Annotated in this window: 12 protein-coding genes; 3 read left to right on the top strand and 9 right to left on the bottom strand. The window is 65.6% G+C overall.

Going from position 1 to position 15,826, the window contains the following annotated elements:
• Positions 1-20: 20 nt before the first annotated feature.
• The 7 genes from GGD67_RS31520 to GGD67_RS31490 all read right to left on the bottom strand — a co-directional run bounded on the left by GGD67_RS31520 (position 21) and on the right by GGD67_RS31490 (position 10,130).
• Complete coding sequence (locus GGD67_RS31520) at positions 21-1,475, bottom strand: GntP family permease (protein ID WP_179738276.1); 1,455 nt, start codon at positions 1,473-1,475, stop codon at positions 21-23.
• Positions 1,476-1,478: 3 nt separating this feature from the next.
• Entirely contained in the window at positions 1,479-2,498 is a 1,020-nt protein-coding gene (locus GGD67_RS31515) for a patatin-like phospholipase family protein (protein ID WP_026202509.1), read from the bottom strand.
• 223 nt (positions 2,499-2,721) lie between these two features.
• Positions 2,722-3,966, bottom strand: a complete 1,245-nt coding sequence (gene serA / locus GGD67_RS31510; RefSeq protein ID WP_179738274.1) for a phosphoglycerate dehydrogenase — start codon at positions 3,964-3,966, stop codon at positions 2,722-2,724.
• 263 nt (positions 3,967-4,229) lie between these two features.
• Entirely contained in the window at positions 4,230-5,462 is a 1,233-nt protein-coding gene (locus tag GGD67_RS31505) for a rhodanese-like domain-containing protein (protein ID WP_179738272.1), read from the bottom strand.
• A 69-nt stretch (positions 5,463-5,531) separates the two neighbouring features.
• Positions 5,532-6,710 (bottom strand): PepSY domain-containing protein, encoded by a 1,179-nt coding sequence (locus GGD67_RS31500; RefSeq protein WP_179738270.1) that lies wholly within the window; start codon positions 6,708-6,710, stop codon positions 5,532-5,534.
• Between the two features lie 2 nt (positions 6,711-6,712).
• Positions 6,713-9,037 carry a TonB-dependent siderophore receptor gene (locus GGD67_RS31495; RefSeq protein WP_179738269.1) on the bottom strand — a complete coding sequence of 775 codons (2,325 nt, stop codon included), beginning with the start codon at positions 9,035-9,037 and terminating at the stop codon, positions 6,713-6,715.
• 208 nt (positions 9,038-9,245) lie between these two features.
• Positions 9,246-10,130, bottom strand: coding sequence for a dihydrodipicolinate synthase family protein (locus GGD67_RS31490; RefSeq protein WP_179738267.1), 885 nt, complete (start codon positions 10,128-10,130; stop codon positions 9,246-9,248).
• A gap of 180 nt (positions 10,131-10,310) precedes the next feature.
• On the opposite strand from GGD67_RS31490, the gene GGD67_RS31485 reads away from it, so the two are divergent.
• Positions 10,311-11,723: an FAD-binding oxidoreductase gene (locus GGD67_RS31485; RefSeq protein WP_179738265.1), complete on the top strand. Its 1,413-nt coding sequence runs from the start codon at positions 10,311-10,313 to the stop codon at positions 11,721-11,723.
• A 9-nt stretch (positions 11,724-11,732) separates the two neighbouring features.
• The gene (locus GGD67_RS31480; RefSeq protein WP_179738263.1) at positions 11,733-12,428 is read left to right on the top strand and encodes a GntR family transcriptional regulator; all 696 of its coding nucleotides are present in this window, start codon (positions 11,733-11,735) and stop codon (positions 12,426-12,428) included.
• Between the two features lie 6 nt (positions 12,429-12,434).
• Here the strand turns inward: GGD67_RS31480 and GGD67_RS31475 are convergent, their stop codons facing one another.
• Both GGD67_RS31475 and GGD67_RS31470 read right to left on the bottom strand, forming a co-directional pair.
• Positions 12,435-12,599 (bottom strand): hypothetical protein, encoded by a 165-nt coding sequence (locus tag GGD67_RS31475; RefSeq protein WP_167443383.1) that lies wholly within the window; start codon positions 12,597-12,599, stop codon positions 12,435-12,437.
• Positions 12,600-12,724: 125 nt separating this feature from the next.
• Positions 12,725-13,669 (bottom strand): DMT family transporter, encoded by a 945-nt coding sequence (locus tag GGD67_RS31470; protein ID WP_179738261.1) that lies wholly within the window; start codon positions 13,667-13,669, stop codon positions 12,725-12,727.
• A 129-nt stretch (positions 13,670-13,798) separates the two neighbouring features.
• Here GGD67_RS31470 and GGD67_RS31465 point away from each other — a divergent pair, with 129 nt between their 5' ends.
• Positions 13,799-15,820 (top strand): YgiQ family radical SAM protein, encoded by a 2,022-nt coding sequence (locus GGD67_RS31465; protein ID WP_179738259.1) that lies wholly within the window; start codon positions 13,799-13,801, stop codon positions 15,818-15,820.
• Positions 15,821-15,826 lie beyond the last annotated feature (6 nt).

Raw genomic sequence — 15,826 nt, 5'->3', positions numbered from 1 at the left:
CGCTCACGCCGAGCCGCCCATCAGAATGATCCGAGTGCGCTCCCCAAGGCGATCACGGCCACCAGCGCCAATAGCGACGTCACGATGCCCACCATCACAATGTCGAGATAGCTGTCGCGATGGGTCAGGCCGCAGATCGCGAGCAGGCTGACCACCGCACCGTTGTGCGGCAGGATGTCCAGCGTCCCCGAACCGATCACCGCGACGCGATGCATCAGCGCAAGGTCGATGCCGTTGCGCGCGGCGATCTCGACATAGGTCTGGCCAAGCGCGTCGAGCGCGATCGTCAAGCCGCCGGATGCCGAGCCGGTCAGCGCGGCCAGAATATTGGTCGCAACCGCGAGCGAGACCAACGGGCCACCTTCGATCGCAAGCACCCAGTCGCGCACCGTTTCGAAAGCCGGTAGCGCCGCGATGACCGCGCCGAATCCGACGAGGCTGGCGACGCTGAGCGCCGGCAGAACCGATGCATTGGCACCGGCGTCCATGGTCTGCCGCAGAGAGGGAAGCCGGGCCCAATTGAGCAAGATGGTCGTGACGATGGCGGCACCCAGCGCGGTGCTGACCGACCACACACCAGCGACCGCCGCCAACGATGTGCCGCCGAAGCGCTGCTCGCTCAGATACGAGACATCGAGCCGCGGCAACACCAGCAGCGACATCACGAGATTGACAGCCACGACGACGGCCAACGGCAGGATGGCACTCACCACCGGAGCAGACATTTCACCGCGCCGTCCATGCCGGATCTCGGCGGGATCGAATTCCCGTGCGGTGGTCGCGTATTCGCGGACCAGTTCGTCGTCGACGGCACGTTCGGCCGCACCCTCCATGTCCTCGCCATAGCCTTCCCCCGCTCGTCGAGCCGCGGCTTCGGCGCGGCGCAACCACCACAATCCCGCTCCAACCATGATCAGGGAGGCGATGATGCCGAGTCCGGGCGCGGCAAAAGGCGTCGTGCCGAAGAACGGCATCGGGATCGCGTTCTGGATCGATGGCGTGCCCGGCAAGGCCGACATCGTGAAGGTGGATGTGCCCAGCACGATCGCGGCCGGAATCAATCGCCGCGGAATCGCGGCGGCACGAAACAGCGAGCGGGCCATGGGGACGATCACGAAGAACGCAACGAACAGGCTGACGCCGCCATAGGTGACCATCGCACCGGCGAGCACGACCGCCAGGATCACGCGGCGCTGGCCGAGACGTCTCGCCATGAAGGCGGCAACCGAGGTGACCGCCCCGCTGTCGTCCATCAGTTTCCCGAATACGGCGCCAAGCAGAAAGATCGGGAAGAACTGCGCCAGGAATGCAGCAGCATTCACCATGAAGATCTGCGTCAGGTTCGCAAGCAGCGGCTCGCCGCCGAACAGCGCCGCGACGAGCGCGGAGAACGGCGCCAGCAGAAGAACGCTCCAGCCGCGAAAGGCAAATAGGACGAGAAGGCCAAGCCCGACGAGAATGCCGAGAAGCCCCACCTCTCAGCACTCCGACAGCAGGATGTCAAGATCGGCGGTCGAGCGCCGACCGATATCCGGGCCGTGCTCGTCGAGGAACGTTTCGGCCGCCCGACGTCCTTCGCCGTGCAGCATCGAGACGAACTCCCATTCGGCGTTGAGCTTGGACGAGGCGCCGAACTTCGCCAGCATGTCGCTCTTGACGCGGTGGGTCCGCATCTTCGCCCAGCGCGCGCCCTCGCCGCTTCCCGGGTCGGCCGCCTGACGCAGCAACGCGATCATACGCAACTCCTTCATCAGCGGCGAGTTGAACGAAATCTCGTTCAGCCGATTGAGTATCTCCGCAGCCGTCCGCGGCTCTTCCGGCTTTTCAGTCGGATTGATCTGCACCAGGATGGTGTCGTGCGCGTCGCTTTCGCGAATGAGCGGTGTGATGGTCGGGTTGCCGGCATAGCCGCCATCCCAATACGGTTCGCCGTCGATCTCGATCGCGCGGAACATGGTTGGCAGGCAGGCCGACGCGAGCAACACGTCAGCCGTGATCTCCGCGTTGCGGAAGATGCGTCCTCGCCCGGTACGCACCCGCGTCGCAGTGATGAACAGCTTGATCGGCGAGCGCGCGAGGCGCTCGAAATCGATGCTCTCAGCCAGCACCGCATGCAGCGGATTGTAGCCGGTCGGATTGAGGTCGTAGGGAGAGAGCACCCGCGACATCAGGTCGGTCAGGATGTAGGCCGGCGAGGTATCGAGCGTCCAGCGCCCCATCAGCCGGTCGAGCGGCGAGCGCTGGAGCGGGCTGAAGGCCGCCGCCTTCGAAACGCGGCGCCAGTATCGTTCGAGCGCGTCACGCGCACCCTCGGCGCCACCGGCCGTCCACCCATCCGCCAGCACCGCTGCGTTCATCGCGCCCGCGGACGTCCCGGAGATCGCGGCGATCGTAAGCCGCTTCTCTTCCAGCAGGCGATCGAGCACGCCCCAGGTGAAGGCGCCATGCGAACCGCCGCCTTGAAGCGCGAGATCAATCAGTACGGTGTCCGGTTCCATCGCGGCACTCACGCAACTGAAGCTCAAATCCGACGCGATTTGTCACGTGCGCGTCGAAGTCGATGGCGTAGTGTAGAGAGCCTTGGCGAAGAAATGCAACCGGAACGTGGGCCCCGCGCCGTCTAGAGCGCGATGCGATGAGGATGAATCGTCATCGCGCTTTAGGTCGTTGTTTAAGCATGATCTTTTCGGAAAACCGCTGCGCGCTTCTCCGGATCACGCTTTAGTGCTCGAACACCAGCCGCGCGCCGACCGTGCCGTCGAGGGCGCGGATCTGCTGGAGCAGCGCCGCGGAATCCTGCCCCGCGAGATCGGCATCGAGCACGACGTAACCAAGATCGCCTGATGTCTCCAGGTATTGCGCGGCGATGTTGATGTCGCGCTGGAGGAAGACCTCGTTGAGCCGCCGTAGCATGCCGGGGACGTTGCGATGGACATGGCTGAAGCGCGCGCCGGAAGGGCGCAAATGCAGCTGCACTTCCGGGAAATTCACCGCGCCCATGGTCGAGCCCGTGATGAAATAGTCGACCAGCTTGCGCGCGACCTCGCCGCCGATGCGCTCCTGCGCCTCCTCGGTCGAGCCGCCGATATGCGGGGTGAGGATGACGTTCTCGAGGCCCTGAATGGGGCTCTTGAAGCGATCGGAATTCGACGACGGCTCGACCGGAAACACGTCGACGGCCGCGCCGGCAAGATGGCCGTCGCGCAAAGAGCGCGCGAGCGCGTCGAGATCGACCACGGTGCCGCGGCTGTTGTTGATCAGGAACGAGCCAGGCTTCATCGCCCGCAGCTCCTTCTCGCCGATCATGCCCGCGGTCTCCGGCGTCTCCGGCACGTGCAGGCTGACGACGTCGCTCTGCGCCAGCAGCTCTTCGAGCCTCTCGACCGGCTCGGTGTTGCCGTGGCGGAGCTTGTCGGTGCGATCAAAATAGATCACGCGCATGCCGATGGCTTCGGCGAGCGTCGACAGCTGCGAGCCGATATTGCCGTAGCCGACGATGCCGAGCGTGCGGCCGCGCACCTCGCGGCTGCCGGTCGCGGACTTGTCCCAGCCGCCGTCATGGGCCGACACCGAGCGCGGAAAAATCCGCCGCAGCAGCATCACGATCTCGCCGATCACGAGCTCGGCGACGCTGCGCGTGTTGGAGAACGGCGCGTTGAAGACGGGAATGCCGCGCTTGCGCGCCGCCATGAGATCGACCTGGTTGGTGCCGACGCTGAAGCAGCCGACCGCGAGAAGCTGATCGGCGGCCGCGAGCACGTCATCGGTGATCTGGGTACGCGAGCGGATGCCGAGCAGCGATACGCCCTTGAGCGCGCGCCGCAGATCCTCGCCGTCCAGCGCCTTGGTCAGCCGCTCGACATTGGTGAAGCCCGCGCCCTTGAAAAGGTCGACAGCGCTGTCATTGACGCCTTCGAGCAGCAGCGCCTTCGCGCTCCGCTCAGGGCTTTGGCCTGGGGCTGACATGGTGTCTCCATAGATGATGAGCTTTGTCGCAGCTCATAGACCGCGGACGGTGCGCGGCACAATAGGGGGTGGATACGGGGAGAAAATGGCGGATGGCCCATCATGCTCGCATCAGCCACTCCGTCATCCTGAGGCATGAGCCCTGCGGTGCGAATGCACCGCTGGGGCCCCGATGCAGCCGCGCGGAGAGAGTTGGGCCGTCGCCCCTTCGAGGGCCGCTAAGAAGCGCACCTCAGGGGAACGGATAATCCACCCGTTCAAGGTCAAATCACATAAAACCCGTGCGTGCCGTCACAGCGGAGTTGCTCGACCAGCCCATATTCCCAATCGAGATAGGCCTGCATCGCAGCCTGCGCGACGCCGGTGCCTTCATAGGGCCTGCGGTAACGATGGGCCGGATCGGGCTTGGGCAGCATGCGCGGCGGGCCGATCTCGAGCGCGGCGTCATAGCCCCCTTCCAGCACATAGACCTCCCAGCCCATCTGCGCCAGCCACGACGCCGTCATGTCGGCACGGACACCCCTGTCGTCGGTCAGCAGAATGCGCGCGCCGCGCACGGGCGCGGCCATGTCGGTCTCCTGGACCAGCTGGCCGCCGGGATAATGGCGGAAGCCCGCGAGATGGCCGGCCGCATATTCCTCGGCGTCGCGCACGTCGAAGCGATAGAGCGTGCGATCGGTCTGCGCGACGAGCGCGGCCATCTCGCTTGCGCCGATATGGCGAACACCGGCGCGATAAGCGACGTCGCGCGCATTGGCCGGGCCGCTCTCGAACGAGCCGATCGCGCCGCGCCTGTCCGCACCGTGATCGAGCGTGTGCCGCGCCAGCGTCCAGCCGATGGTGCCGTTGCGCAGCGCCCGCACCTTGTTGGGCACGCCGGCATTGATCAGCGACTGCGTGCCGATGATCGAGCGGGTGCGGCCCGCGCAATTGACGATGATGGTGGTTTCAGGGTCGAGCGCGGCCTGCCCCGCCCGCAGCACCAACTCCGCGCCGGGCACGCTGATCGAGCCCGGAATGTTCATGGTGGCATATTCGTCGAAACGGCGGACGTCGAGGATGGCGATGTTGGCCTTGTCCGCGATGAGTTTTGCCACCTCGTCGGCGCTGAACGAGGGCGTGTGCTTGCGCGACTCGACCAGTTCGCCGAACGCTTTCGAATAGGAATTGACGTCCTCGAAGACCTGATAGCCCGCCTCGCGCCAGGCCTTCAGGCCGCCATCGAGCGCGCTGATACGGGTGTAGCCGAGCGCGGCGAGACGTTCGGCGCCGGCCGCGACCAGCCCCTCGCCGTCATCGTAAAGCACGATCGCCACGTCCTTGCGCGGCAGCCGCACCTCGGCCTCGATCGCGATCCGATCCACGGCCATGTTGGCTGCGAACAGCGGATGTCCGGTCGCAAAACCTGCCTCGTATCGGAGATCGAGCAGCGCGATTTCTTCGCGCAGCAGCAGTGCGCGGCGGATATCGGCGGGGGTGACGGTCGGAAGCTTCATGGCACGGACCTTGAGAAGAGGACCATGAGCTTTTGACCGATTAGAAGCGCGTTGGCTAGCCTCGCCCGCTCACTCGCCGGGAACGAGCCGCCCGAGCGGCTGCCGTGCCGGACGGCGCAGCTTGCGGCGCGACAGGTAGAGCAGGATGCCGGTGGCCGCGAACAACGGCATCGACATCGCGGCAATCATGAACGCGAGCTTGCCCGGCCAGCCCAGGATCTCGCCGCGATGGATGTCGTAGATGGCCGCGATGATCTTTTCGCCGAACGTCTTGTCAGCAAAGCGCTCCGCTGAGACCAGCTGCCCGGTGACGGCGTCGATGCGGAATTCGTCGCGCGTGGTCTCCAGCAACGAGGCTTTCCCCCACGACCGGATCCGCAACGTCGTACCCTGCGCCGGCAGCGTCAGCAAAGCCCTGGAGAACCGATCGCCCTCCTCACGCTGGAACGTCATCCAGGCCTGATCGAATCCAATTGGCGCCGCCGGTTCGGAGTTGGCCGCACGCGGCAGCTTTGCGGGCATTTTCGCTGCTGTGACGTGCGGACGCGCGAGCAGCCAGGTCACGCCGTCCTTGTACCATTCGAAGGAGAAATACAGGCCGGTGAGGGTCATCGTCAGATAGACCGGAAGGACCCAGGTGCCGATCACGGTGTGCAACGACCGGTGCAGAGCGCGGCCACCGAGCCCAAGATTCGGCTTCAGCCACATCTTCACGCTGCCTGCACGGCGCGGCCAGCGCAGCACGAGGCCCGAGACCAGCATGACGATCAGGCCGAGCGCGGCCGTGCCGGTGATCGGACGTCCCCAGCCCTTGCCATCGCCGGGAATGAGCAGCCAGCGATGCAGCCGGCGCACGGTCGCGAAAAACGCTTCGCCGCGCGGCGAGCCGAGCACGCTAGCGTCATAGGGATCGACATAGAGCGAAGTCGGCCGGTCGCCCCGGTCGTCACGCGCAAAGCGGACATGAACCGCCGCAGACGGATCGCTCGACAGTGTGACGGCGGCGACCTTGCCGAGGTCCTGCGAGGCCTTCAGCCGCGCAACCAGCGCATCAGGCATCAACGCCGGTGCCTGACGCGGTGCGACCTGCATGATGCCGGCGTTGAGATGATCGACGATCTCGTCCTCGAAACTCATGATCGCGCCGGTCAGCGCGATCAGGGACACCAGCAGAGCAAGGACCAGACCCGCGATGGAATGGACCTGGAACAGGACCGCCTTGATGGTGTGTCCGAGCCGCGCGGCCATGGCTAGAACTTCACCGTGGCCGACAGCGAGACGCGCCGCGCATCGCCGATCGCGACGTTGAGATTGTTGACGGCTGAGGGATAGTAGACGGTGTCGAACAGGTTCTTGACGTTGAACTGATAGATCACCGGCGTGTTCTGGTATCTCGTCTCATAGGTCGCAAAAATGTCGGCGACCACATAGGACGGCAAGAAGAAGGTGTTGGTGGAATCGCCGGGACGGTCGCCGACATAGCGCGCACCGCCGCCGAGGCGGAGCTGACCGGGCAATGCGGTGCCGAAGTCATACACCAGATAGAGCGATGCGGTGTTCAGCGCGACGTTCTGCAGCTTCCTGCCGAGCAGGGTCGCATCCTCGGACGCCGTCACGCGGGCATCAGTATAGCCATAACTGCCGATCAGGGCCCAGCTATCGGTGAGCCTGCCGGTGACGTCCAGCTCGACGCCGCGCGAGTGAGCCCGGCCGACGGTGTGGAGCTCCACGTTGCCCGCGCTGTTCGTCTTCGTCGTCTGCACGTTCTTCTTGTCGAGATCGTAGAGCGCCAGCGTACCGGAGATGCGCTTGTTCAGATCGAATTTGACGCCGGCCTCGTATGACACGCCCTCTTCCGGAGCGATGTTGGAATCGATCACCACGCCGATCGGCGCAATGGTCGAGTTCGGCTTCAAGGACTGGGTGTAGCTCGCATAGAGCGAGATCTGGTCGGTCAGCTTGAAGATGGCGCCGCCGAGCGGAAGTACCTTGTCCTGTGACACATTGGTATTGGTGTTGAACGGCTTCCCGCGGCCGGCGATCTGCTCATAGTCCATGTAGCGCGCGCCGCCGACCAGCGCGAAGCGCTCGGTCAGATGCAGCGTGTCCTGGACAAACAGAGACCACTGGCCGAGCTTGTCGGTCTGGGCGCTATCGCTGTTCGACGCCGTCGTCCCGGGCCCGATCAGCCCATAGACGGGATTGTAGACATTGAAGGCGGGCGTCGTCTGCCGGATCAGGGTGTCGCGGTAGATGGTGCGATACTGACCATCGCCGCCGAACACGACGTCATTGCGCATGTCGCCGAGCCAGAAGCTGCCGGAAATATACGACGTTCCGTAGCTGACGTTGCTGAGCGAGCTTCCCGTGCCATCGTTGCTGCGCGTCTCCCTGCCGGTCGTGAAGTCAATACCGGTGATACGGAGCTGGTTGGCGCTGAAGGTCTCGGTGTTGTAGCTGTAGCCAGCGTAGAGCTTCCAGTCCTGGTTGAAGCGATGCTCGACCGAGGCCTGCATCAGGTCGGACGTACCCCACGTGTTGTTGAAGGGCTCATCTAACCGGCGCGTGGCGGGCACCGCGAGCGGCGCCTTGGTCACCGGGTTGAACGCCGTGCCGCGATCGAACGGGTAGATGAACTCGCGATGCTCGTAGTTGAGCTGGACCGTGGTGTCCTGGCCGTACCAGGCCAGTGACGGCGCGATCAACATCTCGCGGTGGCGACCGAAATTGCGCCAATAGTCCTCGCTGACACCGTAGCCGATAAATCGATAGGCGAGACCTTGGTCGCCGATCGGGCCGGTGACGTCGAGCAGGCCGTCGGCGCCGGTCTTGGAGGCGTTGAAGGCCGAGCCGAGCAGCGTGACCGAGCCGTGCTGGTAGAGCTCGGGGCGCTTGCTGATGGTATTGACGATGCCGCCGGGGTCCATGATGCCGTAGAGCAGCGAGGCTGGTCCCTTCAGCACCTCGACACTTTCGACGGCGGCATTGAGGCTGCGGCCCTGCACCAGCGGCATGCCGTTGCGCATGATCGAGCCGTCGCGATTATCGCCGAAGCCGCGCCGGATCACCGCGTCCTGGCTGCCGGCAAGCGTGTTGGTCTGGGTGACGCCGGAGACGTTGATGAGCGCATCGTCGATGTTGCGCGGGAGCTGGTCCTTGAGCACCTGCTCGGGCACGACGTTGACGGCTTGCGACGTATTGAGCGGCGAGGCGCCGCTGCGCAACGTGGTCGCGCTCGGCATCGCGCGATAGCCGAGCTTGGCGGCCTGCTGCGCGGCCGCGTCCGCTGCGGCCCGCTCCGAGAGCGTCGGCGCGGCGGGGGCAGGATTGCGGTTGCGCTGGCGCGCGGCGGCCTGCGTGCGGCGTGACGTCTGATCCGATGCACGCACCGGCTTCGGCCGCTGCGCCGGCGCCTCCACCGTCACCGGCGGCAGGGCCGATTGCGCCTGCGCGGTCGTCGTGTTGGAGGGGCATTCGGCGAGCAGCACGGCCGCTCCGATGAGAAGACCTGCACGGCTCTTGCCGGCATGAGTTCGATGGCCGCAGACACGCTGGCCATCCAGATGGGCACGCACGTTCGATTCACTTCCAGGTCAGACGCAGCATTGAAGCTGGCGCGTCTAACAGCCGCGGTGCCCGAAGAGAACCGCAGGCAGAGTTGAATCGCTCTAGTGTTGAATCGTTCTAAGAAGGAGCGACATCGAACGGCAATCTCCAATTGCCGTCGTGCCGGTCGCAACACGCAACACGCGAATTCGCGGCGTATCACGATTCTGTGCGGTCTCAGGCGATGGCAGGAGCCGTCAACTCGTCGAGCTTCCGCTTGAACGCGGAGCCGTCGGACGAGGCGCGGAGCGGCGGGCGCACGCGCTGCCAGGCCGCATCGCCGGTCTGTGCCGCCAGGATTGCTTTCAGCGTCGCAGTGAACGAGGGCGTCTTCAGCACGACGTCGATCGCAGCCTGCATGCGCGCTTCGACATCCTTGCCCTCGACCATGCCTTTGACCAGCTCGGGCACGACATTGGCCATGCCGCAGATGGTGCCGGCACCGCCGGCGGCGATCGCTCGGGTGATATCGGCTTCATTGCCGACGGTGATGGCGAGCTCGGGAGCCGCGGCACGGAACGCCTGGAACTGCTTGAAGTCGCCGCTGGAGTCCTTCAGGCCGGCAATCACCTTGCCGTAACGCTTGCGCAAGTTCGCGGCGACGGCGGTTGGGATCGCAACGCCCGACGTCTGCGGGATGTGATAGAGATAGGCGCGCAGCCGATCGTCGGCGACGCCGTCGATGATCGCGGCAAAGGCATCCTCGATGCCTTCGGCCGTGACGCTGCGATCGAAGTAAGGCGGCAGCACCAGCACGTGGCGCAGGCCGAGGCCGAGCGCGGCGCGCGTCAGCGCGATGCCGTCGGTGATGGCGGGGAAGCCGCCGCCGATGCCGATGCGCTCCGGCGCAACGCCCGCCTTGAGCACGGCTTCGATGGTCGCGATGCGCTCGGCGACATTGAAGGAGGTGCCCTCGCCGGTGGTGCCGAACAGCACGACGCCGTCGACCCCCTTGCCGAACAGCTGCTTGGCGTGCGCCGCGAGCTTGGCGGAGTCCACGTTGCCGTCGGCCGCCAGCGGCGTCGCCGATGCCACCCAGAACCCGCGAATTGCCTCTGTCATCACACCGCCCTCTAAGCTGCGATCTCGGACCAAGCCCCTGATCTCCCAATGGTCTTTAAGGGGGCTTCCGAGCCTTGTTTTTGCTTTACTTTCCATCTTGTACCTTACATACAAGAAAGAGGCAAATCCTTTCCACCGTCACGGCGCGCATGGGCGCAGCCAGATTCAGGAAGGTCTCGCATGAACATGGTGACCCCGGTGAAGCATCCCGACCAATTGCTCGGCGCCCTGCGCGACAAGCTCGGCGCAGCCGCCGTCCTGATCGGCACCGACGTGCCGGCGCGCAATTGCAACGACTGGAGCGCGAGCCTGCCGCAGACGCCGCTTGCGGTGATCCGTCCCGTCGATGCGCAGGGCGTGGCCGATGCGATTGCGACCTGCCGGCAGGCGCAGCTGCCGTTCGTGCCGCAGGGCGGACTGACCGGGTTGTGCCGAGGCGCATCGCCCGAAGCCGGCTGGGTCGCGATCTCGCTTGAGCGCTTGAGCGGCATCGAGGAGATCGACCGCGCTTCCGCGACGATGACGGTGAAAGCAGGCACGCCGCTGGAGACGATCCAGAAGGCCGCGGACGAAGCCGGCTTCTTCTTTCCGCTCGACCTCGGCTCGCGCGGCTCCTGCGTCATCGGCGGCAATCTCTCGACCAATGCCGGCGGCAACCGCGTGATCCGCTACGGCATGACGCGCGAGCTGGTGCTCGGTCTCGAAGTCGTGCTGCCCGACGGCACCATCATCACTAGCCTCAACAAGCTGATGAAGAACAATGCCGGCTACGATCTGAAGCATCTGTTCATCGGCTCGGAAGGCACGCTCGGCATCATCACCCGCGTGGTGCTAAGACTGTTCCCGAAGCCGCGCTCGACCATGGCGGCGCTCTGCGCGCTGAAGGATTACGCCGCGGTGATCGCGCTGCTCGATGCGGCGCGCAGCGGGCTCGGGCCGCTGCTGTCGGCGTTCGAGGTGATGTGGCCGGACTATTGGGACGTGATCACGACTCGCGCCGGCGTGAAGCCGCCGGTCGCCGCAGGTCACGGCCTCTATGTGCTGGTCGAGGCACAAGGCACCGACGAGAGCCTGGACGCGCCGCGCTTCCAGGCCTGGCTCGAAGAGCTGATGGAACGCGGGCTGCTGGCCGATGCCGCCGTAGCGCAATCGCTGGCGCAGACGCAAGCCTTCTGGCGGGTGCGCGACATCTGCGCCGAATTCGGCCAGGTGCTGGGCCCGCACATCTCCTACGATATCGGCCTTGCGGTGGCGCGGATGGATGAATTCGTCACGCGCTGCAAGGCGGCGCTTGCTTCCGGCATCGCGGGCTGCGAGAGCGTCTATTACGGCCATATCGGCGACGGCAATCTGCATCTGGTCTCCTGGGTCACCGGCCTTTCCGTCGAGCAGCAGCCGAAGGAAGAGATGGACACGATCATCTACGGTCTGGTCCGCGAGCTCGGCGGCAGCATCTCGGCCGAGCACGGCATCGGCACGCTGAAGAAGAAATGGCTGGGCCACGCCAGGAGCGACGCCGAGATCGCGCTGATGCGAACGCTGAAAGCGGCGCTCGATCCCGACCATCTGCTCAATCCCGGCAAGGTAGTCTGAGAAACGCCAATGCGCTCGCTTAAGCTCGATACGCCGAAATCGCTGTCGCAGCGGGTGATGCAGCGGCTACGACAGGCGATCATCGACGGCGAGTTCGCGCTCGGCGCTGCCATCTCCGAGGAGATGGTGGCCAATTCCTTCGGCGTCAGCCGCACGCCGGTGCGCGAGGCGATGGGCCAGCTGCAGGCGCAAGGCCTTGTGGTGATCCGGCCGCAGGTCGGCAGCTTTGTCTTTACGCCGAGCGCGGACGACATCAACGCGCTCTGCACCTTCCGCATCGCGCTCGAACCCAAGGCTGCCGAGCTCGCCTACCGTCACGATCGTGACGGTGCAATCGCCACAATGAGCGAGGCCATCGCGGCGATGGAGCCGGCGGTTACGGCAAAGGACAACATCGCCTATGGCCGCGCCGATGCCGCGTTTCACGAGGCGCTGTTCACCCATTGCGGCAACCGCTACCTCGCCGAATCCTATCAGCTGGTCTCCGGCCGTGTCGCCGCGCTCCGCACCAATCTGACCTCGCCGATCGACGTGCGGACCCGCACCTCATTCGACGAGCATCGCAGGCTGCTCGATTTGTTCGCGCGCGGCGCGTTCGCCGCCTTCGAAGAATTGATGACCACGCATATTACCAATTCGGGCGTGGTCTACGCCAAGGCCTTGAAGGTGGAGGCCTTGAAGGTGGAGGCGCTGAAGGTGGAATAAGCGCCTCTAGCGCCCTTCCCTCGGTCCCGGCCTGTCCAGAAAATCCAGCGCAGTATTGATCTGCTCGAGTTGGTGCTCGATCCTGTCGCGGTCCTCGACCGATGGCGCCTTTTCGAGCTGCTCCACGAGCTTCTGCTTTCGCAACAGCAGGTTCTCTATGACTGTACTCACAGCTCCCCCATCGCCAGAGGCGAACATCGCGAGTGCGCGCGAGCCGGGCTCGCGGCAACCCCTCATCAGAATGTCCGCGAAGGCCGATGGTTCCTGCGGGTGAACCTGGACGCATGCGGATGGAACTAGCGGCGCAAACTGGCCCAGACGCCGCTCAAAATCAGCAAACCGCCAAGAAGATGGATCAGTTGCGGCGGTTCGCCGAGGATGGCGAAAGACAGCAGCGCGCTGGCGATCGGCCCGAGATAGAGCACGAGCGAGGTCCGCACCGAGCCGAACTTGCCGCCGAGCCAGGCAAAGCCGGCATAGGCGAGCAGGCCGGGAACGATCCCGGCGAAGACATAGGCCGACAGCGCCTTGGTGCTGAAGACCTCCCCCGGCGTCGCCCACATCTCCATGGCCGCGAGCGGCAGCGAGAACAGGGCGCCGGCGCCCGAGAACAGGCTGATGCGTGCCAGCAGCGACGCCTTTGGCGCGGCGCGCGATTGCAGCAGCGTGTAGCCGGACCAGCCGAGCATCGCGATCACGACGAGGCCATCGCCCGCCGCGGTCTGAAGTTCGATCAGTGTCTGCGGATGGCCGCCGGAGATGATGAGCAGCGCGCCTGCGAGCGCCAGCGCCGTGCCGAGCCATTGCAGCGGGCCGACATGCTCCATGCCGCGCAGGGCGGAGATCAGCAGCACCGTGATCGGCGACAGCGCCATGATCAGCGCGATGTGGATCGCCGTCGTCGACACGCCCGCGGCATAGACCGGACCGCCGCACAGGAACATGCCCATGAAGCCGGCGGCGAGGATCGGCCAGACGTTTCGGCCGAGCGGCACGCGGCCGCCCCGGATCTCCTTGAGCGCGATCGGCGCGAGCCCGATCGCGACGATGCTCCAGCGGAAGAAGGCGAGCGCGAAGGGCGGGACGGAGCCCGCGAGTCCGCGCGCCAGAATCTGATTGGAGGCCTGCGCGGTCGCCACCAGGATGAAGCCGACCAGCGCAATCACGCCGAGCCAGACATTCGTGGACGGCGATATTCCGGCCACCGCATCATGACCGCCGTCGGAGGTTTCCTTGCCCATGGAGCAACCGGATATCCGATGTCGGCCGCGGTGAGAACCCTGACGACGCCCCGGCCGCGGCCCGGGAACCTCAACTTTCACGCGCCCGTCGGTTGAATTCGGAGGCGTGGGGACTTATCCCTTGGCGCCATGGATACCCAGATGATCACCGCCGCAAAGCCGCTGATGGCCCGGGCGCAGCCGCGCAAGCCGGCACCGTTCCTCCCGATGAGCCGCGCCGAGATGGACGCGCTCGGCTGGGACGCCTGCGACATCGTGCTGGTGACCGGGGACGCCTATGTCGACCATCCGAGTTTTGGCATGGCCATCATCGGCCGGCTGCTGGAGGCGCAGGGCTTTCGGGTCGGCATCATCTCGCAGCCGGACTGGCATTCGGCCGAGCCGTTCAAGGCATTAGGCAAGCCAAAAGTGTTCTTCGGCGTCACCGGCGGCAACATGGACTCCATGGTGAACCGCTACACCGCGGACCGCCGCCTGCGCAGCGACGATGCCTATACGGCCGGCGGCGAAGGCGGCAAGCGGCCGGACCGCTGCACGGTCGTCTATGCGCAACGCTGCCGCGAGGCGTTCAAGGACGTGCCGATCGTGCTCGGCGGCATCGAGGCCTCGCTGCGCCGGATCGCGCATTACGATTACTGGTCGGACAAGGTGCGCCGCTCGGTGCTGGCCGACGCCAAGGCCGACCTGCTGCTCTACGGCAATGCCGAGCGCGCCGTCGTCGAGGTGGCGCAGCGGCTCGCCGCCGGCGAAGCGCCGCGCGCGCTGGACGACATCAGGGGTGTCGCGCTGTTCCGCAAGGTCCCCGAGGACTACACCGAGCTGCACGCCGACGATCTCGATTCCGCCGACGAGGGCGCAACGCGCCAGAAGGGTGCGACCGTCATCCGCCTGCCGGCGCTGGAGCAGGTCGAGCAGGACAAGGAAGCTTATGCCCGCGCATCGCGCGTGCTGCACCGGGAGAGCAATCCCGGCAATGCGCGACCGCTGGTGCAGCGTCATGGCGATCGCGATCTCTGGCTCAACCCGCCGCCGATCCCGCTGACCAGCGAAGAGATGGACGCGGTCTACGACCTGCCCTACGCGCGCGCGCCGCATCCGTCCTACGGCGAAGCAAAAATCCCGGCCTGGGACATGATCAAGTTTTCGGTGACGATCATGCGCGGCTGCTTTGGCGGCTGCACCTTCTGCTCGATCACCGAGCACGAAGGCCGCATCATCCAGAACCGCTCGGAAGGCTCGATCCTGCGCGAGATCGAAAAGATCCGCGACAAGACGCCGGGCTTCACCGGCGTGATCTCCGACATCGGCGGCCCCACCGCCAACATGTATCGGATGGCGTGCAAGGATCCGAAGGTCGAGGCGGCGTGCCGGCGGCCGTCCTGCGTCTTCCCCGAGATCTGCCCGAACCTCAACACCTCGCATGACGACCTGATCCGCCTCTATCGCAAGGTGCGTGAGACCCGCGGCATCAAGAAGGTGATGGTCGCTTCCGGCGTGCGCTACGACCTCGCGGTCGAGAGCCCCGAATACATCAAGGAGCTCGTCACCCATCACGTCGGCGGCTACTTGAAGATCGCCCCCGAACATACCGAGCGCGGTCCGCTCGACAAGATGATGAAGCCGGGCATCGGCGCCTACAACAAGTTCAAGCGGATGTTCGACGAAGCGGCCGAACGGGCCGGCAAGAAATATTACCTGATCCCCTATTTCATCGCGGCGCATCCGGGCACGACCGACGAGGACATGATGAACCTCGCGCTGTGGCTCAAGAAGAACCGCTATCGCGCCGATCAGGTGCAGACCTTCCTGCCCTCGCCGATGGCGACCGCGACCGCGATGTACCACACCGGCGTCAATCCGCTGCGCGGCGTCCGCCACGGCGGCAGCGACAAGGTCGAGGCGATCAAGGGCCTGCGCCAGCGCCGCCTGCACAAGGCGTTCCTGCGCTACCACGATCCCGACAATTGGCCGGTGCTGCGCGAGGCCTTGATCGAGATGGGCCGCCGCGATCTGATCGGCTCGCAGCCCCACCAGCTCGTGCCCGCGCACCAGCCCCCCGGCACCGGCAAGGCCGCCGGCACGCGGCGACCGGTGCGGCCGGGCGAGAAGACCCAGCGGTTCACGACCAAGGGGCTGCGGGTGATGAAGTGAACGCGC

Source organism: Bradyrhizobium sp. IAR9 (assembly GCF_013408065.1).
Classification (GTDB): domain Bacteria; phylum Pseudomonadota; class Alphaproteobacteria; order Rhizobiales; family Xanthobacteraceae; genus Bradyrhizobium.
This window is presented reverse-complemented; position numbering and strand designations above follow the sequence as displayed.

Coding starts and splice junctions, on each gene's coding strand:
- GGD67_RS31465 (WP_179738259.1), top strand. CDS start 13,799: ATGGATACCCAGATGATCACCGCCGCAAAGCCGCTGATGGCCCGGGCG.
- GGD67_RS31490 (WP_179738267.1), bottom strand. CDS start 10,130: ATGACAGAGGCAATTCGCGGGTTCTGGGTGGCATCGGCGACGCCGCTG.
- GGD67_RS31500 (WP_179738270.1), bottom strand. CDS start 6,710: ATGGCCGCGCGGCTCGGACACACCATCAAGGCGGTCCTGTTCCAGGTC.
- GGD67_RS31485 (WP_179738265.1), top strand. CDS start 10,311: ATGAACATGGTGACCCCGGTGAAGCATCCCGACCAATTGCTCGGCGCC.
- GGD67_RS31515 (WP_026202509.1), bottom strand. CDS start 2,498: ATGGAACCGGACACCGTACTGATTGATCTCGCGCTTCAAGGCGGCGGT.
- GGD67_RS31480 (WP_179738263.1), top strand. CDS start 11,733: ATGCGCTCGCTTAAGCTCGATACGCCGAAATCGCTGTCGCAGCGGGTG.
- serA (WP_179738274.1), bottom strand. CDS start 3,966: ATGTCAGCCCCAGGCCAAAGCCCTGAGCGGAGCGCGAAGGCGCTGCTG.
- GGD67_RS31470 (WP_179738261.1), bottom strand. CDS start 13,669: ATGGGCAAGGAAACCTCCGACGGCGGTCATGATGCGGTGGCCGGAATA.
- GGD67_RS31505 (WP_179738272.1), bottom strand. CDS start 5,462: ATGAAGCTTCCGACCGTCACCCCCGCCGATATCCGCCGCGCACTGCTG.